This window comes from Mycobacteroides franklinii (assembly GCF_002013895.1).
In the GTDB taxonomy this organism is placed as follows: domain Bacteria; phylum Actinomycetota; class Actinomycetes; order Mycobacteriales; family Mycobacteriaceae; genus Mycobacterium; species Mycobacterium franklinii.
Window position 1 is genome coordinate 1 of sequence record NZ_MAFQ01000019.1, and the last position, 25745, is coordinate 25745.

Here is a 25745-nt window from a genome sequence, read left to right on the forward strand (position 1 = left end):
AAGTGATTCGCAGTCACTCAGACGAGGCGGCCGTGCTTGATGAACAGACCCTCAGCCTCGTGCTGAGCGAACCGCTTGGTGTGGTTGGTCAGGTGATCCCCTGGAACTTTCCGTTGTTGATGGCAGCCTGGAAGATTGCCCCGGCAATCGCCACAGGGAACACCGTGGTGATCAAGCCATCGGAGATGACGCCGGTCAGCATTTCCGAACTGGCAAAGATTTTCGCGCAAGTTCTTCCCCCCGGTGTCGTCAACATCGTCACCGGCACAGGGCCGGTTGCCGGCCAGGCCGTGCTGGATCACCCGACGGTACAGAAGCTGGCATTCACCGGTTCCACCCGAGTCGGCTACACCGTCGCCGAAGCCGCAGCCAAAAGACTGGTACCAGCAACGCTGGAGCTGGGCGGCAAATCGGCGAATATCGTTTTCCCCGACGCGAATTGGGACAAGGCCGTCGAGGGGGCAGCCCTGGCGATTCTATGGAATCAAGGCCAAGCCTGCGAATCCGGAGCTCGCCTCTTCATTCACGAGTCGATCTACGACCGTTTTATCGACGAACTAAAAGCCAAGTTCACCACGGCCCGCGTGGGGGATCCCCTCTCACCAGACACCCAGGTGGGCTCGTTGATCAGCAAAGCCCAGCTGGAGCGCGTGTTGGGCTATGTAGAAACCGGTCGTGCTGAAGGTGCCACGGTTTTGACGGGTGGTCGCCGGCTCACTGGCGGGGACTACGATTCCGGATTCTTTGTCGAGCCGACAATATTGGTCGATGTGCGCAACGATATGCGCGTTGCATCGGAAGAGATCTTCGGCCCCGTTCTCGTTGTTATCCCATTCAAGGACGAGGATGAAGTTATCGCCTTGGCCAACGACTCAGAATACGGACTCGCCGGCACAGTGTGGACCCAAGACATCAACCGTGCACTTCGCGTGGCACGCGCGGTGGAGACCGGTCGGATGTGGGTGAACACCGCCCATGAGATCCCTGCGCATGCACCTTTCGGGGGCTACAAGAAATCCGGCCTGGGCCGCGAAGCCTACAAATCCATGCTTGACGCGTACACCCACAAGAAGAACATCTACGTGAGCATGAACGAAGCTCCGCGCGGACTGTTCTAAATCGCGTATCCCATCGCTGCACAAGATTTAAACCATCACACCAACACCGGAAAGAAAAGAAATGAAAGACTCAGTGCTGTTCACCGCTACCAAGCTCGGCCCCTATGAGGTCAAGAATCGCATCGTTCTTCCCCCGTTGACCCGTTCGCGCAGTTCGCAGCCCGGCAACGTACCCAACGAACTCATGGCGGATTACTACACGCAGCGCAGTGGCGCCGGGTTCATGGTGACCGAAGGTACGCAGATCGAACCGCGCGGGCAGGGCTACGCCTGGACACCCGGGATCCACAACCTTGAACAGGTTGCGGGTTGGCGCAAAGTCACCGATGCGGTTCACACCGCCGGTGGGGTGATCTTCAACCAGCTCTGGCATGTGGGACGGGTGTCGCACACCTCGTTGCAGCCCGACGCCGGCGCACCGGTCGCCCCGTCGGCCATCACCGCGGACGCCGTGAAGGTTTTCGTGGAAACGGGCCCGGGAGCCGGAGCGCTGGCGCCGCCGTCGCCGCCGCGGGCTCTGACGACCGGCGAGGTCAAAGACGTCGTGCAGCTCTACGCCGACGCCGCGCGCAATGCTCTCGACGCCGGATTCGACGGGGTGGAAATCCACTCAGCCAACGGGTACTTGGTCAACCAGTTCATGTCCACCCATACCAACCACCGCAACGACGAATACGGCGGTTCCCTGCAGAATCGCCTCCGGTTCCTGCGCGAGGTGGTCGAGGCAGTTGCCGGCGTCGTCGGTAAAGACCGTCTGGGTGTGCGGTTTTCGCCATTGTTCACCACTACTGGCGAAGACCGTGTCTACCTTGGCCTGGTTGAAGATGACCCCCATGAGACCTACATCGAGGCGGTAAAGATCCTCGAAGAGGTTGGCATCGCATATGTGTCGTTGGCTGAGGCCGACTGGGACAACGCTCCCGAAATGCCGGAAAGCTTCCGTGTCGCAGTGCGCGAAAACTTCAGCGGAACCATCCTACTGGCGGGCAAGTACACCGCCGAACGCGCAGTCCGTGCCATTGAGGCTGGCTGGGCCGACTTGATCGCCTTCGGCCGACCGTTCATCGCCAACCCAGACCTGCCCGAACGGATCGCCAACGACTGGCCGCTCAACACCCCGGACCCGAGCACCATGTACGGCGGCACCGAGAAAGGCTACACCGATTACCCCACCTACCGTAGCTAGTAACCGAACCACGTCTTGCCGTGCAGTCGATCAGGCTGCACGGCAAGACGAGTCGCACCTCGGACGCTCCGCGGCCCAGCCGAACCGCCTACGAGAAACGTTTCATGCGGACCCAACCGCGAAGCCGCCAACGAGGTACGACATGCGCCGACGACGATCACCGATGGGCCGCGCAGCGTTCTGGCCAACTACCCAGCGCATCGGCACAAACTCGCAGGTACGCTAGTCCCTATACACGACAGGATCCGCAACATGTCCGTTCTCCAGCTCCCGGTGTGTCGAACTAGCAACGCCGCCACTGGATGTAGGCCCACGTTTACTAACTACTGTGCAACATCCGTCAGATCGGCGGCCCACCCGCGTAGCATGACCACGAAAGGGATCATAAAATGCTGAGCACTTCACCTGAACGTACTAATTCCCAGAATTCAATAAGTATTGATGTCAACGAGGCATTGAAAGCCCTCGATAACCCTACCCGATTAACGATACTCAGTTGGCTCAAGGATCCGCGAAAAAATTTTCCCGAACAGGATATCGATCCACAAGAAGTCGGCGTGTGCGTGAGTATCATTCAAAAGCATGTCGGCTTATCACAGTCGACAGTGTCGTCATATATGGCAGTTCTGCAACGCGCGCAATTGGTAACCTCCCGACGTATCGGGCCCTGGACGTACTACAAAAGGCACGAAAAGAATATTGAGTCGCTGCTGGAAGCCTTGAATGCGCTGATTTAACCGCTGCGCGCTCTCCTTCGCTGACCAACTGAGCACGAGCCAGCCAGGTAATAGCCTGCGGTAAAAGCTACAGCCGTCATTTCACTTTTAACTGAACACGCAAGGACGCGGGGCTACCATCATTAACTGAGACGGCTTGATATTGCTTCGCGCAGCCCAGCCCGGCATCCACGTCAACGCCATACCGTTACAGAGGCAACTCCACTATGTCACCAAGTTCTGACAAACAGATCGGCGCCGCCCCAATCGCTCTTCCCGAACGTTCTCGATACATCCGGCACATGCGGCAGGTCAGTCATTTCGCGGAGTATCGATGACGCCAACGCCTGTCGTATTCAGCGACCTGGACGGTACGCTATACGTTGGTGACGAGCTCGTTCCCGGCGCGCCTGAGGCTGTGACAAGACTCCGAAACATGGGTTGCACGCTCCGTTTTCTCACCAACACCGATACTGTGCCACCACAGACCCTCCAAGAAACACTGCGCGAGCGCGGATTCGACGTTCGTGTCGGCGAAGTTTTCACCCCCGTATCCGCTGCCCTGCAACTCTTTGAAGCAACGCGCGGCCGGATCAACGTATTGCCGGTGGTGTCAAGCGCCTTGCTTCCGACATTTGCCCCCTACCGCCACGCCGGCGGTGCGATCACCCATGTCGTCGTCGGCAACACTCACGACACGCTAACGCATCAGCTACTCGACTTGGCGTTTCGCGCTCTCGAGCGCGGTGCGACCCTTATAGCACTCCAAAGAGGGAAGTATCGAAAACGCCCCGACGGCAACCATATCGACACCGGTGCGATCACGGCAGCGCTTGAGCACGCCACCGGCGTCACCAGCAAACTCCTCGGCAAACCATCACCAGAATTTCTGCGATCCGCCGCAGCGAGCGTGCCCGTCAAGCCGAACGCACTCTGGCTGATCGGCGACCAACCCGCCAACGATATTGCCATGGGAAACGCGGTAGGCGCACACACAATCCAGGTACGCACCGGCATGTATGCCGACCAAATCGACCTTACCCAGACACATCCCGCAGAAACCACTCTGGACTCCATCGTTGACATGCCCGCTTGGCTAACGCGCAACGAGCACCAGCACTGATAGCCATCTAGCCGTACGACGGTGCCTGCGCTGTGAGTGTGGCAGTAACCGGTGTACGCGGCTTTACGGCCCGTGCCGCCAGACGTGCTCATCCACCCCGCGCACCGCCACGCCATCCAAGCGGGCCTGGTCAGCGATGAGCAAACCGCTGGCCCACCGTCAGTTCGGCTGAGAGCGCCCCGCGGCGCCTTCGGCCCACACTGGACCGCCTATGACCGATCAACCGAAAGGCCCTCTGGCACTGGGAAGCCCGTCCCACCCGGCGCCACGAGACCAGCAACCGCGACCCGCCCACAAGCCTGACCCCGTCAACTGCGACCCGGAGTCCGGCGACCATCGCCTTGGACGGAAATCGAGACTAAGACGCCCTAATACCACCTTCCTAGATATAGCGATATCGCGATATCTGGATTAGAATCGTAGGAGTGACGCTCCGATCGGCAATTAATCTGCGAGGGCCGCAACTGACGCGGCGCCCAGCGAAAGTCGCCCAGCTGCTACTTGCCGGGTCGGCGTGCGTCGCTGCGATAGTATTCGCCGCAACGGCGACAGCTGAGGATTCTGCTAGCGATGCTGGAGCTGAATCGCCCAGCATCAGAATGACACTCGGCGAGACGACGACCAAGACGACGGCTCCTTCTGAACCTCGCACTCCGTTCGCTGAGCCAGCCGTCAAGGCAATGGTGCCCTGCGGATTCACATTCGGCTGCTGAGCGTGCCCAAGAGACTGCCAAGGTCATCCCAATCGATCCAAACGACAGACCCAGTCTAGCCACCCGGATCTTTCATCCGAAACCCGTGAAGTGGAGGGTGTTTCGTGATCAGCAAGGACATGCCTGAGGCTGGGCGGCCGTCGCTGATGGCCATGTCTAATGATTTGACCACCAAGGTGGCAATCGCCTTCGAGGCTATCGGTCAGCCGACGATGCTGCGACTGACCCTGTCGATGACAGCGCAGCAGTGCAACAGCCTTCGATGCTGCGGTGTTGGACATATAGCATTGACCTGCAACTTATTTGGAACGAGATGCTGTAGCAGGGGCTGACCAGATAATCGACTGTGACCGCACCGCAGTGGACGTTGGAGCCACTCTGGTCCGGGCAAGTGTAGATGCCGGTCAGCCGTATCAGGGACCGACTTGGTGCGGGGGCTCCCTCGTCGGGACACCTTGGCGCACTTGGTGTTCGATGTCGTTTTGCTTGGTCCACTGAGAAGGGTGACCGGGTAGATGCCCAGATTGCCGGCGGACTAGCTCGGTGAAGTTCCCCGAGAGCGTGGAGGCATCGACAATAGGGGTCGAGATGCCAGAGAAACGGAAGAAGTACGACTAGGAGTTCCGTGAGGGTGCGGTCCAGATCGTCGAAGAAACGGGTAAGCCGGATCGCCCAGGTTGCTCGTGACCTGAGCGCGTATGAGGGCACGCTGGGTAGCGCGGACACGGGCGGCCCGCGAGGGTCGCGGTGAGCTGACCCAGTCTAGCTGTATGTATCGCGCCAGTGGATCATATCTTTGAGTTCGCGAAAGTCGAATCCGTCTGCATCCGGGTGGATTTCAGTGGTAAAGAACGTTACCCCCATACTCGCAAATGCGTCGGCGTCGGCGCGGCCTGTCCAGTGCACTGCGCGTTCAATCGCCGACTCATCGCGCCCTACTACCTGTGCCAACTCGCCAAGCAGTGCATTCTTACGCCGGTACTCGGCGGGGCTGGCGAACGTATGCCAGATGTCGGCGTACCGTGCCACCAAAGGCAGCGTGCGGCGCACCCCCATGCCGCCGATGAGAATCGGGATGCTGCGTGTCGGAGCCGGTATCAGTTTGTCGAGCCGCTCGCTTATGCGTTTCAGGCTGCGCTCGAATAGGTCCATCCGTGACTTGACGGTACCGTACTCATAACCGTAAACGACGTAATCCTTTTCATACCAACCGGATCCAATCCCCAGAATCAGGCGGCCATCGCTGATGTGATCGACTGTGCGGGCCATGTCAGCGAGAAGATCCGGATTGCGGTAACCGACACCAGTTACGAGCAAGCCGATCTCGGCGCGTGAGGTGATCTCGCCCCATGAGGCCAGCGACGTCCAGCCTTCGAAATTATTGACGTCGGGCTGCACGGGTAGGAGCTCGGGCAACCCGTCGGAGGTCGGGGCGGTTGCGGGTTTATGGAAATGGTCGTAGCCGAAGATTGCGTCTACGCCGAGTTGTTCAGCGGTGATCACTGCGTCGCGCCAGGTGCGGTAGTCAGGGGTGTCTCCTGGCCACAGCTGCACACCGACGCGAATAGGCAGGTTCCGACGGCTAGACATATTGATATACCTCATATTTCAATGGGATGAGCAGGACACTTATTAATCGATGCACGCTGCATTCGGCTCCCGTGTGATCGGAATTGATGGCAGCATGGACTGTGCGGTTAGCCGGTGTTCAGACGGCGGTGCGGCCGCCATCTACAGCGAGGGTGACCCCGTGGATGTAGCTGGCTTGGTCGCTCGCCAAGAACACAATCGAGTTGGCGATTTCTTCAGCCTGCGCGGGACGGCCCGCGGGAGCAGGGCCAACCAGCCTGCGAAGCCCCTCACCCATAGCTGCGGTGCCTTCGGTGAATGTCGGTCCTGGACTGACCGCGTTGACCCGTATGCCCCGCGGTCCGTACTCGGCTGCCCACGTTTTGGTGAGGGATACGACCGCAGCTTTGCTGGCGCCGTACAGACTGGTTCCGACGTTTCCGTACTCGGCGACCATCGTAGTGACATTGACGATCACGCCATTGCCGCGTTCGGCCATCTTGGGGGCTAGTTCGGCTACCAAGAAGAACGGAACGCGAACGTTGAGATTGAACACCGCGGTGAAATCTTCTTCGGTCATCGATTCGGTTGGTCCGAACGGATAGACGCCGGCGTTGTTCACCAGCACGTCGATATGGCCGAGCCGTGTAACAGCCTCAGCAGCGAGCAGCCTCGCGGATTCGGCGTCGTGCAGGTCACTGCTGAGAAACTCGGCCTTGCCGCCCGTGGACTCGATCTCTCCTACTACCTGTTGCCCACGCTCCGCGTTCCGGCCTGACACTGCCACTACGGCACCGTGACTAGCCAGAGAGACGGCAACAGCCCGCCCGATTCCGCTAGTTCCGCCGGTGATGAGAACGCGTGCCTCGGACAGTTGGACAGCCATCGTTCATCCTGCTTTCTTATGGTCGACCGGATTGTGTGCCGCGGCCAAGGTTTTCTTCGTACTATCACGTGCGACTAATGAGTGTGCGGACGACGGTCAAGCGTTACAAGTCTCGGCCGTCCCGCAGAGTGCTATAGGGTTCAGCGTGGCGATGCTCGCGCTGGAGCACCCGTGTGTGCAGGGTCTGCTGGCAAGCCGATCCCGAGTGGAAGGACAAGTATTGCGTTCGTCGGGCTTACGACCCCGCCCACCGCGAACTGGACACCGCGGGCGGACTGACACATCCGGCCAGTTCTAGCGATGAGGAGGTCGTCCCGATGAGCAATTCAGAACGCGTGACGTTCGCTGGCAGTAGCGGTTCGCTGTCTGGGCGGCTGGAGACTCCAGAACAGCCGCCCACGACGTGGGCGGTATTCGCGCACTGCTTTACCTGTGGAAAAGACAACTCGGCTGCGGCGCGAATCTCTCGTGCCCTCACCGGCAGTGGTATCGGCGTCCTACGCTTCGACTTCACGGGGTTGGGGGACTCCGAGGGCGACTTCGCCGCGACAGGATTCAGTTCCAATGTCGATGACTTGGTGTGTGCAGCCGACTTCATGCGAGCGAGCCACGGTGCGCCAACGATGCTGATTGGGCACTCCCTCGGTGGGGCTGCGGTGCTTGCGGCGGCGTCGCGAATCAATGATGTCAATGCCATTGCCGTTATTGGTACACCGGCAGATCCCGGTCACGTAGCGGGCCTGCTGCGCCAGTCACGCGACGACATCGCGGCAGGTGAGGCGACTATATCTATCGCCGGTCGCGAGTTCCGTCTGCAGCGGCAGTTCCTCGACGACATCGCAGCACAGCCCCAGCGGGAACGTATCCGAGCGGCCGACGCTGCACTCCTAGTGTTGCACTCGCCGACCGACCAGGTGGTCTCAGTCGACAATGCCCGAGAGATCTTCGACATCGCGCGGCACCCTAAATCCTTTGTCGCACTTGACGGCGCTGATCATCTGCTCAGCTGCCGCGACGACGCCGAGTACGCCGCTACTGTGATAGCTGCCTGGGCTGGCCGTTACCTGAAGCACCATGCGAGCACAGCTCTGACTCGCAGCGGCCCTCCGCCTAGTGACGACGGTGTCGTACGGGTCGCAGAGCGGGGTGATGCGGGAAGTCTCACCCAGGACATCACGGTCGGCTCGCAGGGCGTGTCTCATTGACTGTGTAAGTGGTTGGGCCTGAATGGTGGTCAGGCATGCTGGCCACCGGACAGGAGTGAATCGCTTTGTCTCGTTCTGAATCGTCTGCCGATGAGGCTGCCGCGAAGCTGGCGCAGGTCTTGCCGGCGGCTGCTGTGGATGCGCTGTTGGCCGATGCCGAGGCTTCTGGCACCCCGATCGACGGCCCTGATGGCTTGTTGGCCCAGATCACCAAGTCCGTGCTCGAACGTGCCCTCGATGTCGAGATCGCCGATCACCTCGGCTACGAGCACGGGGATCCGGCTGGCAACGGCTCGGGCAACTCCCGTAACGGCCACGGCCGCAAGACCGTGCTGACCACCGCCGGCCCGGTAGATCTGGAGGTCCCACGCGACCGCAACGGCACTTTCGACCCGCAGATCGTGCCCAAACGCAAACGCCGCCTGGGCCAGGTCGAAGACATGATCTTGTCGCTGTACGCCCGTGGCATGAGCACTCGCGACATCACCGAGCACCTGGGCGAGGTCTACGGCGCCACGGTCTCGGCGGCCACGATTTCGCGGGTGACCGACGTGGTGGCCGATGAGATCGCCGCGTGGCAGTCCCGGCCGGTCGATCCGGTGTATCCAATCCTCTACATCGACGCGATCCGGCTCAAGATCCGCGACGGCGGCGTGGTGGCCAACAAGGCCGCCCACGTGGTGATCGGGGTCGACGTCGATGGGATCAAGCAGGTCCTGGGGGTCTGGATCCAGCAGACCGAGGGCGCCAAGTTCTGGCACGGAGTGCTCACCGAGCTGCGTAACCGGGGCTGCCGGGATGCGTTGTTCGTCTGTTGTGACGGGCTGACCGGGCTCCCGGAATCGATCACCGCGGTCTGGCCGGCGGCCATCATCCAGACCTGCGTGGTGCATCTGCTGCGGGCCAGCATGCGCTATGCCTCCTACACCGACCGTAAGAAGATGGCCGCTGCGCTGCGCCCGATCTACACCGCGGCCACCGAAGAGGCCGCCAAACTGGCCCTGGAGGACTTCCGGGCCGAATGGAAGACCAAATCCCCGGGGGCGGTCGCGGTCTGGGACCGGGCCTGGACCGAGTTCGTGCCGTTCCTGGCGTTCCCGGTCGAGATCCGCAAGATCATCTACACCACCAACGCCATCGAGTCGCTGAATTACCAGCTGCGCAAAGTCACCAAAGCCCGCGGCTCGTTCCCCTCCGATGCCGCAGCGCTCAAGCTGCTGTATCTGGCCATCCGCAACATCAACCAGAAACGAGGATCAAACCCAGGATCAGGAACCTACCGCTGGACCGAAGCGCTCAACGCCTTCGCCATCCAATTCCCCGACCGACTCCCGCTCTAAAGAGACCCACCAAACCGAAACGGCCGCAACTACTTACACAGTTATCTTGACAAGCCCGGCTCGCACCGCCTTGTTGCGGATGAACCTCGTCCGATCAGCGACGACATGGGCCCCACCCCGTACGACCTATTGCTCGCCGCGTTGGGAGCCTGTACGTCGATGACGATCAGGATGTACGCCGAACGCAAACGATGGCCACTGGAAAGCGTGGTTGTCGATGCCCGCCATTCCCGTGTCCACGCGCAGGACTGTGCCGAGCTCGACAAAACGAAAGGGTTCATCGATCGCATTGAACGCCACATTATGTTGCAGGGACCACTGAGCGCCATCCAACGCGACAGGCTCATGGAGATCGCCAGCAGGTGTCCAGTGCACCGCACTCTCCGCTCCGAAGTGGACATTCGCACCACCGGGCGACTCCGTGACAGTAATCATTCCCAGCTTTCACCAGCATCCTCGATCATCGGCGACCGCTGAGTCACCCACGAGCCCGAAGCGCGGATCATGGGCCGCGAACGCTTCATCGCATGAGCCCATTGCGTCCCGTTGGCGTCGTGCGGATTAATGTCCGGTACAGAAGTGGTGACAGGATAGTTTGCGCGAATGCGCATCCGACCGGGCACCGTGGTGCGCCGGAACCGCCCACAGGTAGCCCGAACCCCGCGGCGATGAGCTCGAAACGACTGCGTTGCTGTGCCGCAAAGTACGCCGATACTTTTCTCACGAACGCGATATCGCGTTCCTTCTCGGCGATCCCCGTACGGAACCGGGTGCCAACTCGGCACGCTCGATCGCGGTCAGCCACCATCCGGTGGAACCCTGTGCGCATCGGTGGCAGCGCCGTCCCGGAGCCTTTCGGCCGCCACCCATTTACGTAACAGGTGCTCGTGAACATTGAGCTCCCGGCCGATCTCGGCGACCGGCTGGGCCACCATCAATCGCCCGCCGAGCGGCCTGAGCCTTGAACTCCGCCGTGAACGACCGACGAGTCCTGGACATACCCACATCCTCCCAGCGGAACCCCGTGCCCCGCTATCTCGGGTGTCCACTGAAACCGGGGAGGCTCACCATACACCAATGCCGCTGACCAAGAGCGTAAGCATGCAAATAGTTGCGCACGAATAGGTTTGGTCAAGTTACTCGGGACGAAGCCCGCTGCGACCTTCGCAAGCCGATGCCCGAGTCAAATAGCGCCTACCAACAACTGTGGCGCCATCCCCGCACGATCGCGCGTGCTTGCCAGGCGCCGGGACTGCTTCATTTGGCCCGCAGGTGGCACTCTGTGGTTGTAAAAGGGCGTCACCGCCAATCCTTGAAAGCCTCAAGTAGTTGCGCGCGGAATTCCGGTGCCAACTCGCTTTCACGGATCCGGCCGACCGTGCTGATAGTGACCCGAAACTGCTGCAGGTAGTTATCGCATCCGTCGCATTCGAGCAGGTGCTCGTCGAAGCGCGCCCGCGTTTCGAGGTCGAGTGAGCCGTCCAGATAGGCAGTGACAATTTCGACGAGCTCGTTGCAATCGAGTGGGTTCACGACGCATCTTTCAGGTAATTTTCGAGAGCCTCTCGAATGACCGCACGGCCACGATGAAGCAATACCCGCTGGTTCGCAGCGCTGATCTCGAGTAGTGCACAGACCTCATCGGAATCGAGACCGAGCATGTCGCGCATCGTCACGACAATGCGCTGACGCTCAGGCAAGGTATCGAGATTGCGCTTGGCGACGTCGGTGAGTTCTCTGCTGAGAGCCGAGCCCTCAGGGGTGTCCGGGAAAGGAGTCGGTGTCTCCTCCGCCTTCCAGTGCCCGGGTAGCTCGTCGCCAGCAGCACGGAACCGCTCGGGGTCAACTGTGCCGCCGGTGAACGCTTTGATCTGAGTGTCGACGTGCCTGCGTTCCTTGAGCCCTCTAGTCTTGGCGATATTGACAAGAACCGTAAAAAGCCAAGTACGTAGGGACGACCGTCCCTCGAATCTGTCCAAGCCCTTGAGGAGCGCGATCCACGTCTCCTGCACGACGTCCTCGGCATGCTGCTCACTCGGCACGTAGCCACGTGCCACCCGCAGCATCGCCGGAGTGTGACGATCGACCAACCGAGCAAAAGCTCGATGGTCGCCGGCGCGAAGTGCAGCGACCAAAGCGCCCTCGTCTTCCGAAACCGTGGCTGCGGTCATGGTCACTCAGCGACTGTACCTACCGGTATAGCGATGGCGCTACCGACGGCTCAGCCATACCCGTCATACCTCTATTGACCGGGATTCCCAATCGGGTGCGAGCCGAATTGCCTACATTTCGGCAGGCCTGCGCTCTCGAACGATTTGGTGAAATACATGTACAGTTCGGCCGGACGATGCGCCGCGTGGTCTCGTCCTTGATAGCAGTAAGGAAAGTTATCACACCGCAGGTCAAGGCGGTCAGGCGGGCATCGGTCGCGCCTGCTGCGCGCGGCGTCTCGATGCGGCGGGGGCGAGGACAGTGAGGCTGGTCGTGCTGCCAGGGTGTGGTGGGCATTGAGATGCGGGCACTGGATGTCTGCGCGGGCTGGTGTTGGCGGCGGACGGAGGGCGAAGCGTAGGGAGCGGCGCGGACGGGAGCGCCAGCGGACGGGAGCAGAGCGAGCGTAGCGAAGCCCGCAGGTAGCCGCCGGATTTCTACGGGCTTCGGAGACGAATGCTGCAACGGCCATCAGCTATGGGCCTGCACAGTGGCGGTGGGACTCGTAGGCTGGCGGTTGTGAGCGGGGTTCTGACGCAGCGTGCACGGCGAGAGGCGGAGGCACGGCTGGCTGGGTTGCCGCGGTTGGCGCATGTGCGGGGTGTCGCGGCGGCTGCCGAGCGGTTGAGTCGACGTTTCGATGCGGACACAGCGGACTGCTTGGTGGCGGCGGCGTGGCTGCACGATATCGGCTACGCACCGTCGGTGCGCCAAACCGAGTTTCATCCTCTCGACGGCGCGAAGTTTGCCCGGTGGGCGGGTTTTGGGGAATTGGTCGCGTCGTTGGTGGCGTTTCACACCGGTGCGCTCGCGGAGGCTGCTGAGCGAGGCGTGTCGGGTTTATCGGCGTTCGGCGATCCACCCAGCGATGTTCTGGATGCGTTGACCTTTTGCGATCTCACGACCGGACCTGACGGGTTACCGATACCTCCGCAGGATCGCCTGAGCGACGTGTTAGCGCGCTACGGGCCCGAGGATCCGGTGCACCGGGCGGTCGACGCAGGTCGCGACGAGTTGCTGGCGACAGTAGGACGGGTACGCGCCTGGAAGTAGCCGCCCTTACTGCTCGCGGATCAGCCGAGGTAGGGAGCGTCGCGGTGTTGCAGGTAGTGGTCGATGCGCAGCCGCATCGATGGGTGCATGTCCAGGCCGGTCATGTCGTCGGGATGGGTCCAGGCGATTTCGGTGCTTTCATCGTCGATCGCCAGGGTTCCGCCGAGCACCTTGGTGGTGAAGGACAGCGAGAACTGTTGGCGGACTTCACCATCGGAGAACGCGACCACGTGCTGCGGGTTGGTGTAGACACCGACCAGTCCGGTGACTTCGACGTCAAGCCCGGTTTCTTCTTTGACCTCGCGTACCGCGGTATCGGCGATGGTTTCGCCGATGTCGTGTCCACCGCCGGGTAGCGCCCACAGGGTGTTGTCGCGGCGTTTGATGAGCAGGATGCGTCCCTGTTCGTCAGTGACGATGGCCGAAGCCGAGGGGACGACACTGTTGGGCTGCGGGGCGTTGGGGTCGTTGTAGTAGTCGGTGCGCATCGATGGGTTCAGCCTTTCGCGGTCAGGGGTGTGGCGTTGTCCCATACCTGGGTGAAGGCCTGTTCGAGGGTGGCCCAGAGGCGGGGTTCGTGGTGGCGCGATAGCACGAGGACGGGGTTGTTGCGTCCGGGTGAGCCGTAGATGTGGAAGTTGACGATCATCGCATCGTCGACGCGGAAGATCGACGTGTAGAGCGTGGTGTCGTGGGTGCGGATGTTCAGTCCTGGGGTGCCGGCGTGGGGGGTGAGCAGTTCGACGGAGGTGCGGCATCGGGCGATGACGGCTTCACCGATCCCCTCGTCTTGACCGCGCAGGATCGTGGTGGCGGTGTCGGGGTTACCAACGAGAAATCGCACTGCAACGCCGCGGGCGGCGGCGCCGAGGAGGGTGTCGAGGAATCCGTCGAGGGTGTCGAAGAGGAACGTGGCGGCCAGGACGAGGATGTCGATGCTGGTGGTGGCGTCGGCGAAATGCTGCTGCCATGCGGTGATCGGTAGCTGGGTGCGGCTGGCATACAGCGTCGCGGTGAACGGCCCACCCGATGACGTTGTCGCCAGTGGGTGCGCAGTGGAGGGCGGGTATTGGTTGGGCCACAGGTCGTACGGGGTGCAGTCGAGCACATCGGCGGCCCGGTGGGCGTTGTGTTCTCGGACCTTGTAGTCACTGTCGGCCAGCCAGCGTCGCACTGTCTTGATATCCACACCCACGGCAGTGGCGAACCGTGCGTGGGATAGGCCCTTGGCCCGTAGCCGCTGTGCGAGGCGCTCGTTGGGGATCGTCACGGCCTCAGCATCGTCGTGATCGTCCATCGTGTCAGCGCACATCTTCCCGTGTCGATTCTGTCCATCCTCTACGCGTGGTTCCTAGTTTGCCATGGGTCCGTCGCCACTCCGTGACGGTAATGCCCGTGCGACGTCCGCTGGTGTGTCTCGGTCGTGTCTGAAACGTCCGAGGCCGTGTCGGCAATGCCTGTAAATGTCCCTCGCTACGTCCCCGGTGTCCACGTGAACTGTGCCCAGCATTCGAAACGGGTGCAAGCAGATCATGAAAGGACCAGTAGGACAATGCGTTTGAGAATCGATACGTCAGGAACCCGGTTCATCGTCACCCGTGCGGCTGAGCCAAGGCTGAACTTCGAGACCGGCAGCCCGAAAGTCGACACCGCCACCGGGGTGCCGCTGTTTGCCACCCAGGTGCTGGCGTTGGATGACACCGGCGGTGAAGTCCTCAACGTCACCGTCGCAGGTGACCCGAAAGTGACAGTCACGCAACCAGTCTCAGTGTCGGGGTTGGTGGCCATCCCATGGGCACAAGGCGATCGCAGTGGTGTGGCGTTCCGAGCCGACGCGATCAGCCCCACCACCCCGAACGGTGCTGGGTCGAGTGAGCAGGCCCGTCCGCAGAAATAACCGCTGAGCGGGTTGGGGCGCGCGTTGAGCAGATCGTCGCGCCCCACCCCCGGGGAACTCCTGCCGACCATTTCGCTCACGAAGGGCACCTGACATGGCATTAAACAATAGGAACACCAACAACACTGAGCAGAATAATGATGATGACTGGTTCGGGGATCTGGTCATGTCTCTGTTCACCGCGGCCGGATATCTGCTGTGGTGGGCGGCGCTGTTCCCGGCCATCAGCCTCCCCATCATCGCCAGCCTCGCACTCGGCATCACCCATGGCCCGCGTGCGGGCCTAGTCTGCGCGCTCGCACCGAGCGTCGCGTATGCAGGCTGGGCGTGGCTCGATCGAGGCTCGTTTCGCGGCTGGGTGACCGAACCGGTACGCCGACGGTGGCTGACCTGGTCGCGCTACACCCGCAGCTGGGAATCGACATGCACCCTGCACGGCCTGGCCGCCCGCCTCGGCGAACGCACCCTCACACCCACACTGCGCTACGTGCGCATCGGCAGAACCACCGATGTGTTGGCGGTGCGGATCGTCACCGGCCAATCGACGGCCGACTGGCACAAGCAATCCGATGCGTTGGCCGCCGCGTGGCGCGCCGACCGGATCACCATCCGCGCGACCGCCCCCGGCGAACTGAAGATCACGTTGATGCGCGGGGATGTGCTCGCCGAACCCATTGGTCTGCCGATACCCACCGCGGTGACCCCGGTGGATCTGGGGGCCGTGCCGGTGGGGATCACCGAAACCCGCCACAGCTGGCAGCTACCGCTGCTCGGCCATCATGTGCTGATCGCGGGAGCCACCGGCGCCGGGAAAGGCTCGGTGTTGTGGTCGCTGATTGCCGGGATCGCCCCAGCGGTGAAAACCGGGCTGGTGCGGTTGTGTGTCATCGATCCCAAAGGCGGCATGGAACTGGGCGCCGGGGCACCGATGTTCACGGTGTTCACCCACGACGCCACCGACACCACCCTGGAACTCCTCCGCCAACTCGTGACGGTGATGCACGCACGGGCCAACCGGCTGCGTGGCCACACCCGGCTACACACCCCGACATCGGCTGAGCCGTTGTTTGTAGTGGTGATCGATGAGATCGCCGCGTTGACTGCGTATGTGACCGACCGCAAGGTCCGCACCGAAATTGAACAACTCCTCGGCCTGCTGCTCTCCCAAGGCCGCGCAGTGGGGATCAGTGTGGTGGCCGCGGTGCAAGACCCGGCCAAAGACACCCTGCCGGTGCGGCAGCTGTTCACCGTGCGGATCGGGTTGCGGCTGACCGAAGCCACCCAAACCACCATGGTCCTCGGGCAAGGAGCCCGTGACGCCGGGGCGGAATGCGACCGGATCCCCGACACCGCCCCGGGTGTCGGGTACATGCTGATCGACGGCACCGCTCAGCCGCAGCGGGTGCGGGCCTTCCACGTCACCGACCACGACATCACCACCCTCGCGCGCCGCTTCCGCCGCCCCACCAGCCGAGCAAGCAGCACCCGCCGGCCACGCGCCACCGATGCCGGCCACACTTCGGGTGAGGGCAACAGTGAACAGCGTTGATTACCTGGGCCAGCTCGCCCTGCCCGGGGTGCCGGACACGGTCGACACGGCGAAGGTGGTCGAGCAGATGGTGCGCCGAGCATCTTCGATGGGGTTCGAATCATGGTGGCGGCGAGCCGAATCAGTTGGATTCTGCGCCCACCCCATCCAACTCGTCGGTGCCGATGAATACAGGCGGGATCGGGTGGTGTGGACGCGGTGCAATAATCGCCGCGCCCACATCTGCCCCTCCTGCTCGGACCTCTACGCTCGCGACACCTGGCAACTCGTCCATGCCGGCGCCGCGGGCGGGCATCACGGCATGCCCATCACGGTGGCCGACCGGCCGCAAGTGTTCCTCACCCTTACCGCCCCCAGCTACGGGGCCGTTCATGCGGCCACACGCGGTGGCGACGGCAAGCGCGGCGTGTGTCGGGATCATCACCGCATCGGTGGCTATCGCCGCTGCCCTCATGGAAAACCGTTGTGGTGCAGCACCGTCCATGATCATGGCGAAGGCCGTGTCGGTCAGCCGCTCTGTAGCGAGTGCTACGACTACGTCGGGCATGTGCTGTTCACCTGGCACCTACCTGAACTGTGGCGCCGCTTCACCATCACCCTGCGACGCGCCCTACACAAAGAACTGAAAGCCACAGGTGTGGATCCGGACGGGGTGCGGGTCAGCTTCATCAAAATCATTGAACTGCAAGTCCGCGCCATCCCGCACATCCACGCCCTGATCCGCCTCGATCCGCACGAGAACGGTGACGACCCGGATCAGACCGATTGGGAATCACCCACCAGTGCAACCAAACTTGCCGCCATCATCGAGCACGCGGCCCGCACCGTGACGCTCGCCCTGACCGATCCCACCACCGACAGCGCCGTGCGGAGGATCAGGTTCGGTACGCAGATCGACACCCAACCCCTCACCGCATCCTCGGCTCCCGAGAAAACGGGTTCGGCTGAGCAGAATTCAGGTATCGCCGGGTCACTGTCAGGGAGGCGGGTGGCGCGCTATCTCGCCAAGTACGTCACCAAGTCCCTGGCCGACCTCGGAATCAGCGCACGACGCCTCTCCACCGAAGCGATCGGCGACCTGGACGTGTCCGAGCATGTGCGTGCCATCCTGACCACCATCAGCGCGCTCGCCGACAAAGGACTCAGCGGGATCAGACGGTGGCTGCACACTCTCGGGTTCCGCGGTCACATCACCTCCAAGTCCCGCCGCTACTCCACCACCATGACCGCCCTACGGCAACGGCGCGCCACCTGGACCCGCAAACAACAATCGAAGAGCACTGCACAACACCCTGATCAGAGACCGTATAGGGGTTCCAGCGGCGCTGTTGACGATGACGATCTGGTCGCGTGGGAATTCGACCGCGCGGGGCACGCGAGCCTCGGCGAACGCACACTGATCATCAGCGCCTCACTACGCCGCATCCAGCAGCGTCATACCGCGCGCGAGGCAAGACAGCCCCGCCGTGGCGCTCCTGTCGAGGTGCTCGATGGTTAGCCCACAACCCCACACCGCCAAGAATGTCCGAGACGAAAGATCGTACAGCCGTGAAGAGTTCACCGAATGGCTCACGGAATCGTGCGAACGCCAACAGGTATCGGTTGCCGTCACCAACCCCACCGTGCTGGCTGACATCGCGATGTTGCTGCGGTAAACCACGAGTAGTCGATCCCGCCGAGCATGACGAAGCGCCTATATGGCACTGTTCTTCTCCTGGATGCAAGAACTCCAAGCTGAGTTGTGACGGGTGATGTCAACGCCAGCGCCGCGTGCGGGCGAACCACGGTTCGAGCCTTGACATCACCCGTCACGACCCGCACCGTCGCCTGCGACCAGAGAAGACGAGGGGACGGTTGTTGTTGTCGTCGATGTAGTGCTTTATCGATGGTCTCGGTCCGGCGGCGACATCAGGAGTCGTCGGGGAGAGTGGAAACCGACGTCGATCTGTGACGCTGGGCGTCAGCTGTTCTCGCCGCGAATCTGAGGGCGGTATATCCCTGGGAGACGACCTGCCGGCCGCACTATTGAGGGCAGTAAGTGCTGCGGTTCAGCCTGCGATGACTCGGCGCACGTCGCTGCTCGTCGAGCTGTTTGGTGCCCGATTCCGGGCATTGTCACTGCGAGCGGCTTCGGTGATCGGCACCTCACCTTCCGTCCCGTCCGCCGCCGTAGTCGGCGCGTAGACGTCGACTTCGGGGAAGCGGTGGCGTAGCCGCGTGATGAGGAACTGGGCCCGGTCGATGTCGCGGCGAAGCTCGGCGGTGACCGAGCGCATCTCTTGTGCCCGTGCCGGGTGGTGCCCGCAGGCCCCTTCACGCTCGGCGACCGCCAGCCTCCGTGTCATGTCGCGAAGCTGCTCGTTGATGGCGGTGATCAGCAGCGCGGCCTGAGCGACATTCGGATCGGTCATGAGGATTATCGTGTCACTTCTGCGGTGACCTGGTGTGCCAGCGGACTACCTTCGCCGGCCGTCTGAGGTTCATAGTTCTGTTGGTTGACGGCGATCGGACTGGACATGGATCCTGGTGGCCGATGATCGAGATTGCCGAGCAGACGGTGTTGGCCGAGGTTGAGCGCAGACTGATCCAGGAGTTTCCCGGGGTCACGTTGGCGGATGTTGATGCTGCGGTCCGTAAGGCTCACGCTCGGTTTGATGCGAGTCCGATTCGAGATTTCGTTCCGCTGTTCGTCGAGAAGCACGCGCGCAGCCATCTTGCACAGCATCACATGGCAACCAGCGCCTAATTCCGCTTGGGTCGAGTCGCCCCCTGCCGTCAAGACCGGGGGCGGAGCCATGCGGACTCTGATCGCTTACACCTATTTAGCCCAGTTAACAGCAACGGCCGCGATACTCTGCCGGTTGACGTTGCCGTCAATCGGAAGGTGATCAGTGGCAGGGTTCGATGACAAGTTCCGCAGCGACCTTGCTGCGCATCTCGCGCGCTTCGCCGCTGCGCCGATCCTGTTCGCTGGGTCGGGGGTTTCGCGGCGATATCTCAACATGCCGGACTGGCAGTCACTGCTGGAAATGCTGGCAGGCATGACCGACCGTGAGTTCAGTTACTACAGGTCGACCGCCAGCGAAGACCTGCCGAAGATTGCCGAGCTACTCGTGGAGCCGCTCAAGGACAGGCTGTGGACTGCCAAGGAGAAGCCGCTGCGGAATAAGCACTCCGACAAGCTGATTCGACCCGACAGCGCGCTCAAGATCTATGTCGCCGAGGTTCTGAAGGACATAGGTTTAAAGAGTTCGATTCCCAGAGCGCTGAGGTCAGAGGTCGATGCACTGCGTAACGCCAAGGTCGACGCGATCATCACGACGAACTACGACCCGTTCCTTGAGACGGTCTTCCCCGACTATCGTGTGTTCGTCGGGCAGGATGAGCTTGTCTTCTCCGATCCGACTGGAATCGCCGAGATTTACAAGATCCACGGCAGTCTGGACGACCCGAACAGTTTAGTCATCACAGAGTCCGACTACGCAGTGTTTCGCGACCGCAACGCCTACCTCGCGGCGAAGCTCCTGACGTTCTTCGCCGAGCATCCGGTGATCTTCATCGGCTACAGCATGACCGACAGCAACGTCCAGTCGATCCTTGGAAGTCTTGCCAGTTGTCTCACCGACGAGCACATGTCGCGGTTGCAGGATCGGTTGCTGTTCGTGAACTGGCAGGAAGGTAGCCAGCATTCGATGGTGCCGACGGTTATTGGTGCCAATGCCCACAACGTGCCCGTTCGCGCGATCACCGTGCCCGACTTCCAGGCGATCTTCGATGTCCTAGCCGCTCTCGATCAGAAGATTCCGAGGCGGACCCTGCGCCAGATCAAGGAGAAACTGTACAAGCTCGTACTCGACAGTGAGGCTCAGGACAGGCTCCTGCACGTGACCGACCTCGACGCAGTTGTTGACGACGATGCAGAGTTCGTCGTCGGAGTGGGAGTTATTGCCGCGGTTCAGAAGCGTGGATACAAGATGGTCGCCCGCCAGGATCTCTGCCACGACGTGCTGCACGAGACAGCGGAATTCGATTCTGACTTCGTGGTGAAGATGACGCTGCCCGAGATGATGAGTCGTGCCGGCAATTTCCCGATGTACAAGTATCTGAGGGCGGCGGGGTATCTCGACACCAGCGGGCACATCAAGGACGACCAGGACATCTCACCAAAGTTGCTGAAACGCATTCAGGACACCAGCAACCTGCGGCCCAGCACCAGCATTATGCGCAAGGCGAAAACTCTTGCGCAGACACATAAGTCGCTCAAGGGGATGATCCAGTACTGCACGACCGATGAGGTGCTGGCACACTTCGGGGCGTTCGCGCACACCGCAATAGAGCCTCGGGTGCTCAAGAACTTCCTAATCGAATGTGAGAATGAATACACCGACGAGGACGGCAAAATGACCTCACAGTTCACGAAGGCGGTGTGCATCTACGACCTACTCAAGTACGGTCCCAAGGCGGACTGGACCGCTGCGTGAGTCCGATCTCGCCGGCTCCGGAGACCGTGACCATCTCCCATGGTTCTGCGGCAGTGGTGTCGTTGGGCTGGGAACTACAGCCGCGTAATTCCGCAGGTAGAGGGCCCGGTATCGACACTCCGACCTTCATGTGTGAAAATCGCACACATGGACCACGTAACGCTTGGACACCGTGTTGCCCGAGCGCGAGAAGACGCGGGCATCCCTCAGAGCAAACTCGCTGAGCTGGTCGACATGGAGCGCACGGCGCTGGTTCGTGCCGAGAAGGGCGAACGCAAACTCGCCATGACCGAGATGGTCGCCATCGCAGAGGCGCTGAGGCGTCCGCTCGCCTTCTTCGTCAACGAGCCGCTGCCAGCAGTGGTCAGCCGCCGGTCAGACAGCGCCCGACCCGATGAGACCTCGCGGGCCCTCGACGACGAGATCGAGTTGTTCGCCAGCGATACGCGGACGCTGCTCGACATGGGCCTGCTTCATCCCGTCAAGCGGGACCAGGAGGCACGTACCCCGCACACTCACCAGGATGCCGAGCAATTGGCGAGGCACGTCCGAGACCAGCTCGATATCGGCAATGAGCCCGTACACCACCTCGCGCACGTGTGCGAACGATTGGGGCTGTACACCTATGCGGCGTCGCTGGGCGAGAACGGACCTGACGGTGGGTGCGTTGAGGTCAGCCACGGCGTGGCGGTTGCCGTTGTCAACGGGCACGTTCGCTCTGGTCGACGGCGTATGACCCTCGCGCATGAACTCGGGCACTGGCTGTGTGGCGACGCCTATGACGGGTCACCAGGTGATGATCACGAGAAGATGATCATGTCATTCGCCATCCACTTCCTCGCTCCTCGTGCAGGAGTGGTAAAGGTCTGGAACGAACACAGCGAATGGAGCACCCGTGACCGTGCACTCGCTGTCGGAGCACAGTTTCGGCTGAGCTGGAAGGCGGCGGTCGGTCAGTTAAAGAACCTGGACCTCATTTCATATGAGGTGTTTCAGTCTCTACTGGACCATGAACCCCGCCACGGGGATTACGTTCGGCTGGAACTATCCTGGGACGACGAACCGAAATGCCCTTATCTTTCACCAGGGTTCGCCGCCGCATGTGTAGAGGGCTACACATCCGGTCGATTGACCGCCGCCAGGACAATCGAACTGCTTCGCGCAACGATGACCCGCGACGATCTTCCAGAGCGGGAAACGGAATCTCTCGCCAGCCTACGAACGCTGTTCGCGGTCGGTGGGGACTGACCCCGCCGCGCAATGGGTGATGGACACCAGCACATTCACCCATTTCTGCCGCGCCGGTCACAGCGGTGTCCTTGAGCGCTTGGCTCCTCAGGGCATCGTGCTGGTGCCGCGCGAGGTCGAAGTGGAGATCGACAAGGCAAGAAACCTCCATCCTGGTGTGCCTTCTGTGGATTCGGCAGCGTGGGCAGAGCGGATATTCATGAATGACGACGAACAATGGACAGCACTGCACGTCAAAGTGGTGCTTGGGGGCGGCACTGGTGAGCACATGGGCGAGTGCGCCGTCATCGCCTGTGCCAAACATCGTGGACTGGTTGCAGTTCTCGATGAACGCGCGGCAGTGGAACAAGCGAAACTGCGCCACATACCGTTCATCGATACGATGCGGCTGGTCGCGCAAGCTCACACCGAGATCTTCGACCGAGACCAAAACCAGACTATCGCTCTGATCGATGCCCTACTCGCCACAGATATGCGCCTGCCCGTGAGATCCGGCGCTGAGCTGTTCAGGTGACCCGGTTTCACACTGCCGGTCAGGTGTCACTCATGGCTGATCATGGCGCACCGGTCGCCAGGACTGATCTGCACAGTGCGCCCTCTGTGATCCGATGCTAAGTCGGCAGCGCCTGTCGCCGTTGACCAGGACGCCTGGCATGAACGACGAAATAGCAAGTCGGACACCAGCCGGATTGTCACACGGGTCCAATCTGGAACAGTTTGCGACAGTCGTGCCTGCGCGACAGAAGCGCGATCTACACACGCCAAACTGGCTGGACGCGGTTGATGTCGAGGCCGCGGGAGCCGGGGGTGCCGGGTGCGATGACGGCGTGGTCGAGTACTGATTTGATGATGGCTTGTTGGCGGTCGATGTCGAGGCCGTCCCATTGGCCGCGTAGCGCGTTGCCGGTGCCCACGAGGTCCACTATTGAGCTGGTGTCGGTGGCTTTTGCGATGTCGCGGCGGGTTTGGGTGATGCGGTTGGTGATGGGGTCGCGGGCAGCGATCCATTCCCGTGCGGTCACCGCGCCCTCGGCATAGAGTGCGGCGAGCTCGTCGAGGCGGGCCTGGTCGGCTTCTAGCTGCGCAGCGAGCGCGGCGACATCAGCGTCGACTCTGGCTTTCCCGTTCAGGGCGTCGGCGAGCTGCGGGGAGTCCAGTCGGGTCAGTACCGCGTCAGTCAACAGTTCTTCGACTGGTTGCGCGACCACGGTGAGTCGGCCGCAGCCGCCGTGGTCGGGGCCTTTGAGGCAGACGTAGCGGCGGACTCGGTTGGTTGGATTGTTGTGGCGGGCTTGGGAAAACAAGCGGTTCCCGCAGCGTCCGCAGCGCAGCATCCCAGACAGTAGGTAGGTGCGTGGGGCGCGGGTCTTGGTCACTGAGCGGGCAGTCATCCGGGCGAGGATGCGGTCCCGCTCGGCGGGGGTGATGATCGCCGGCCACGCCGCGGGACCGATCACCTCCCCGTGATGCTCGCGCAACCCGGCAATCCGTCCTGAGGCCAGGATGTGGCGGACGGTGGTGGTCTGCCACGACGTGGACGCGGGCGGGGCGATCCCGGTGTCGTTGAGCCAAATCGTCAACGATCGGATCGATGCCCCGGCCAGGTAGCGGTCCACCATCTCCCGAACGACTTTCGCTTCGTCGGGGCGGAGGGTGATTTTGTCGGGTTCGTAGCCGAACGGCCGCGCTGGGCCGTGCGGCAATCCTTGTTCGGCGTTCTGCAGCATTTTGCGGCGGATACGCGCGGATTTGCGGCCGGATTCTTTGGCGGCGAACGCGGCGAAAATCCGGGCCATGAACAACCCGTCATCGTTGCCGAGATCGATGTCGGCGGTCACGGTGGCGACATCGCGCACGCCCGCCACTTCACACAGGGTGACGAAGTCTTCCAACTCGACCGGGCGACGATGCAGACGGTCGAGGTTGTAGACGATCACCGCATCACGCGCACCGGATTTCAGGTCATCCAACATCCGGGCGTACTCGCGACGCGGCTTGCCCGAGTAGGCCGATACATCGTTGTCGACGTACTCATCGCCGACCTGCCAGCCCCGATCAGCGGCGAGCTTGCGGCAGTCCTCCAACTGACGTGCCACTCCCAGCCCGGTGCCCTCCACATCGGCGGAGATCCGGGCGTAGATCGCCGCCGACCGCACCCCGACGCGTTGACCGGGAGTTCTCGGTTTCGCCATGAGGGTAGTTTAGCGACATTTGAGCTTCGCGAGCACGTTCATGCTCTTGGACGCGAAGACGCCCAGGCCGCTCTCGAATCCCGTGCCCGGATTGGTCCAAATGGCCCGCTCGTCGGCGTACGTCCAGGGGTTGGAATTGCTGATGAAGGCGAAGTGGACACCCGGCTGCGGCTCATGGCCGGGCAGCTCAACGGTGAGCGTCGGCTGGCGCCGGGCGGCGCGAAAGAAACTCAATACCGCGCGGGTGACGTAGCGCCCTGCGGTGACTTGCTTGCCCTTGTTGCGGTGGGCCTCCATCGCGGCGACCACCTCGCCGTCCAGGCCCATTCCCGCGTTGAAGATGAACCAGCGTTCGCCGCAGTGCCCAAGGGCGATGCGGCGCCATCGCCGCTGCTCGCGGCGATGTTCGTCGAGCAGATCGACCACTTGATTGGTGGCCTGAGCGGGGTCGGCCGACATGCCCAGCGTTCGGGCGAACACATTGGCAGAACCGCCAGGCACCACCGCGATCGCGGGCAGTGGACCCGGCGCTGGGTGGCCAGGCTGGCCAAGTAGCCCGTTCACCACTTCGCTGACCGTGCCGTCGCCACCGTGCACAACGATGACCGCCGCCCCCTCGTCGGCCGCGCGACGGGCCAGCTCGCTGGCGTGTCCGCGATGGTCGGTGTGCAGAACCTGTAGGTGGACACGACTTTCCAGCGCATGAGCCAACAGGTCACGCCCGGCCGCCGTTGTCGAGGTGGCATTGGGATTCACGATGAGGACCGCACGCACGGGGCATGAGCCTAGTCGGATGTTCTTCACGCAAGCTGCTCATCACCGCCGGGATGAGGCCACATAGGCTTGCCCGGTGACCACAGCTGTTCCGAACACTGTTCGCCGCGCCGGAATGATCGTTGCCGGCGAAGGTGCGGTGGGATTGGTGATCGCGCTGGTCCTGGTGGTGCGAGCGGCCAGCGGCGCCGATCAGCATGTGGTCAACGGGTACGGAACGGCCGCGTGGTTCGCCATATTCGGTACCGCCGTGCTCGCGGCCGGCCTCGCGCTTGTCGCGGGGAAGCGCTGGGGCCGGGGGATCGCGGTGATGATGCAGCTGCTGCTGCTACCCGTGGCCTGGTACGCGGCCGTGGGGTCGCATCGGCTCGCTCTGGGCGTACCCATTGCGATTGTCGCGGTCGCCGCGCTGGTGTTCTTGTTCAGTCCCACCGCTCAGATGTGGGCCAGTGGTGACGAGGTCGATACCGACCAATCGGACTAG

The 25745-nt window shown here is 62.1% G+C and carries 25 protein-coding genes and 1 pseudogene; 17 read left to right on the top strand and 9 right to left on the bottom strand.

Annotation, left to right across the window (positions count from 1 at the left end; all coding sequences use genetic code 11):
- From B4393_RS24710 to B4393_RS24725, 4 genes are all read left to right on the top strand, one after another.
- On the top strand, positions 1 to 1118 hold a 1118-nt coding region (locus B4393_RS24710; RefSeq protein ID WP_033720756.1), incomplete at its 5' end, for an aldehyde dehydrogenase family protein.
- A 61-nt stretch (positions 1119 to 1179) separates the two neighbouring features.
- Positions 1180 to 2304, top strand: coding sequence for an alkene reductase (locus tag B4393_RS24715; RefSeq protein WP_016343720.1), 1125 nt, complete (start codon positions 1180 to 1182; stop codon positions 2302 to 2304).
- 389 nt (positions 2305 to 2693) lie between these two features.
- Positions 2694 to 3041: an ArsR/SmtB family transcription factor gene (locus B4393_RS24720; RefSeq protein WP_196760141.1), complete on the top strand. Its 348-nt coding sequence runs from the start codon at positions 2694 to 2696 to the stop codon at positions 3039 to 3041.
- Positions 3042 to 3354: 313 nt separating this feature from the next.
- Positions 3355 to 4143, top strand: coding sequence for an HAD-IIA family hydrolase (locus B4393_RS24725; RefSeq protein WP_031354504.1), 789 nt, complete (start codon positions 3355 to 3357; stop codon positions 4141 to 4143).
- Between the two features lie 1475 nt (positions 4144 to 5618).
- Here B4393_RS24725 and B4393_RS24730 read toward each other — a convergent pair.
- Together B4393_RS24730 and B4393_RS24735 are read right to left on the bottom strand one after the other, a co-directional pair.
- Positions 5619 to 6461 (bottom strand): LLM class F420-dependent oxidoreductase, encoded by an 843-nt coding sequence (locus B4393_RS24730; RefSeq protein ID WP_225341763.1) that lies wholly within the window; start codon positions 6459 to 6461, stop codon positions 5619 to 5621.
- 103 nt (positions 6462 to 6564) lie between these two features.
- Positions 6565 to 7311, bottom strand: a complete 747-nt coding sequence (locus B4393_RS24735) for an SDR family NAD(P)-dependent oxidoreductase (RefSeq protein ID WP_023870431.1) — start codon at positions 7309 to 7311, stop codon at positions 6565 to 6567.
- Between the two features lie 317 nt (positions 7312 to 7628).
- Here B4393_RS24735 and B4393_RS24740 point away from each other — a divergent pair, with 317 nt between their 5' ends.
- The 3 genes from B4393_RS24740 (at position 7629) to B4393_RS24750 (ending at position 10333) form a co-directional block, all read left to right on the top strand.
- Complete coding sequence (locus tag B4393_RS24740; protein ID WP_078336385.1) at positions 7629 to 8516, top strand: alpha/beta fold hydrolase; 888 nt, start codon at positions 7629 to 7631, stop codon at positions 8514 to 8516.
- A 107-nt stretch (positions 8517 to 8623) separates the two neighbouring features.
- A complete protein-coding gene (locus tag B4393_RS24745; RefSeq protein WP_078336428.1) occupies positions 8624 to 9856 on the top strand; it encodes an IS256 family transposase in 1233 nt (410 codons plus the stop codon).
- A 159-nt stretch (positions 9857 to 10015) separates the two neighbouring features.
- Positions 10016 to 10333, top strand: coding sequence for an OsmC family protein (locus tag B4393_RS24750; RefSeq protein WP_236724510.1), 318 nt, complete (start codon positions 10016 to 10018; stop codon positions 10331 to 10333).
- An 822-nt stretch (positions 10334 to 11155) separates the two neighbouring features.
- On the opposite strand, the gene B4393_RS24755 is transcribed toward B4393_RS24750, so the two are convergent.
- The gene (locus B4393_RS24755; protein WP_023870429.1) at positions 11156 to 11389 is read right to left on the bottom strand and encodes a zf-HC2 domain-containing protein; all 234 of its coding nucleotides are present in this window, start codon (positions 11387 to 11389) and stop codon (positions 11156 to 11158) included.
- Positions 11386 to 12027 carry an RNA polymerase sigma factor gene (locus B4393_RS24760; RefSeq protein ID WP_031354461.1) on the bottom strand — a complete coding sequence of 214 codons (642 nt, stop codon included), beginning with the start codon at positions 12025 to 12027 and terminating at the stop codon, positions 11386 to 11388. Before B4393_RS24760 ends, B4393_RS24755 begins: the two co-directional genes overlap by 4 nt.
- Before the next feature lie 559 nt (positions 12028 to 12586).
- On the opposite strand from B4393_RS24760, the gene B4393_RS24765 reads away from it, so the two are divergent.
- A complete protein-coding gene (locus B4393_RS24765; protein WP_031354460.1) occupies positions 12587 to 13120 on the top strand; it encodes an HD domain-containing protein in 534 nt (177 codons plus the stop codon).
- A 20-nt stretch (positions 13121 to 13140) separates the two neighbouring features.
- Here B4393_RS24765 and B4393_RS24770 read toward each other — a convergent pair whose 3' ends face one another.
- On the bottom strand, positions 13141 to 13608 hold the full coding sequence (locus tag B4393_RS24770; RefSeq protein ID WP_023870426.1) for an NUDIX hydrolase: 468 nt from the start codon (positions 13606 to 13608) through the stop codon (positions 13141 to 13143).
- Between the two features lie 8 nt (positions 13609 to 13616).
- Entirely contained in the window at positions 13617 to 14417 is an 801-nt protein-coding gene (locus B4393_RS24775) for an XRE family transcriptional regulator (RefSeq protein WP_033720763.1), read from the bottom strand.
- A gap of 255 nt (positions 14418 to 14672) precedes the next feature.
- Here B4393_RS24775 and B4393_RS24780 point away from each other — a divergent pair, with 255 nt between their 5' ends.
- The 4 genes from B4393_RS24780 (at position 14673) to B4393_RS27900 (ending at position 18221) form a co-directional block, all read left to right on the top strand.
- Positions 14673 to 15017, top strand: coding sequence for a hypothetical protein (locus tag B4393_RS24780; RefSeq protein ID WP_023870424.1), 345 nt, complete (start codon positions 14673 to 14675; stop codon positions 15015 to 15017).
- Positions 15018 to 15111: 94 nt separating this feature from the next.
- Complete coding sequence (locus B4393_RS24785; protein ID WP_033720764.1) at positions 15112 to 16566, top strand: FtsK/SpoIIIE domain-containing protein; 1455 nt, start codon at positions 15112 to 15114, stop codon at positions 16564 to 16566.
- Entirely contained in the window at positions 16523 to 18064 is a 1542-nt protein-coding gene (locus tag B4393_RS24790; RefSeq protein ID WP_074243904.1) for a replication initiator, read from the top strand. Before B4393_RS24785 ends, B4393_RS24790 begins: the two co-directional genes overlap by 44 nt.
- Complete coding sequence (locus B4393_RS27900; protein ID WP_023870421.1) at positions 18057 to 18221, top strand: hypothetical protein; 165 nt, start codon at positions 18057 to 18059, stop codon at positions 18219 to 18221. The genes B4393_RS24790 and B4393_RS27900 overlap by 8 nt, the downstream gene beginning before the upstream one ends.
- A gap of 393 nt (positions 18222 to 18614) precedes the next feature.
- Here the strand turns inward: B4393_RS27900 and B4393_RS24795 are convergent, their stop codons facing one another.
- Positions 18615 to 18977, bottom strand: a complete 363-nt coding sequence (locus tag B4393_RS24795; RefSeq protein ID WP_023870420.1) for a hypothetical protein — start codon at positions 18975 to 18977, stop codon at positions 18615 to 18617.
- A 131-nt stretch (positions 18978 to 19108) separates the two neighbouring features.
- Here B4393_RS24795 and B4393_RS24800 point away from each other — a divergent pair, with 131 nt between their 5' ends.
- The 4 genes from B4393_RS24800 (at position 19109) to B4393_RS24815 (ending at position 22809) form a co-directional block, all read left to right on the top strand.
- The gene (locus B4393_RS24800) at positions 19109 to 19312 is read left to right on the top strand and encodes a three-helix bundle dimerization domain-containing protein (RefSeq protein ID WP_078336429.1); all 204 of its coding nucleotides are present in this window, start codon (positions 19109 to 19111) and stop codon (positions 19310 to 19312) included.
- A gap of 145 nt (positions 19313 to 19457) precedes the next feature.
- Positions 19458 to 21047 (top strand): SIR2 family protein, encoded by a 1590-nt coding sequence (locus B4393_RS24805; protein WP_033720768.1) that lies wholly within the window; start codon positions 19458 to 19460, stop codon positions 21045 to 21047.
- Between the two features lie 147 nt (positions 21048 to 21194).
- Positions 21195 to 22295, top strand: coding sequence for a helix-turn-helix domain-containing protein (locus B4393_RS24810; RefSeq protein WP_023870417.1), 1101 nt, complete (start codon positions 21195 to 21197; stop codon positions 22293 to 22295).
- 19 nt (positions 22296 to 22314) lie between these two features.
- The gene (locus B4393_RS24815; protein ID WP_023870416.1) at positions 22315 to 22809 is read left to right on the top strand and encodes a hypothetical protein; all 495 of its coding nucleotides are present in this window, start codon (positions 22315 to 22317) and stop codon (positions 22807 to 22809) included.
- Positions 22810 to 23047: 238 nt separating this feature from the next.
- Here the strand turns inward: B4393_RS24815 and B4393_RS24820 are convergent, their stop codons facing one another.
- Both B4393_RS24820 and B4393_RS24825 read right to left on the bottom strand, forming a co-directional pair.
- On the bottom strand, positions 23048 to 24487 hold the full coding sequence (locus B4393_RS24820) for a recombinase family protein (RefSeq protein ID WP_023870415.1): 1440 nt from the start codon (positions 24485 to 24487) through the stop codon (positions 23048 to 23050).
- A gap of 21 nt (positions 24488 to 24508) precedes the next feature.
- Positions 24509 to 25261: pseudogene (locus B4393_RS24825) on the bottom strand (diacylglycerol/lipid kinase family protein); the annotation flags it as partial.
- Positions 25262 to 25337: 76 nt separating this feature from the next.
- On the opposite strand from B4393_RS24825, the gene B4393_RS24830 reads away from it, so the two are divergent.
- On the top strand, positions 25338 to 25745 hold the full coding sequence (locus B4393_RS24830) for a hypothetical protein (protein ID WP_078336387.1): 408 nt from the start codon (positions 25338 to 25340) through the stop codon (positions 25743 to 25745).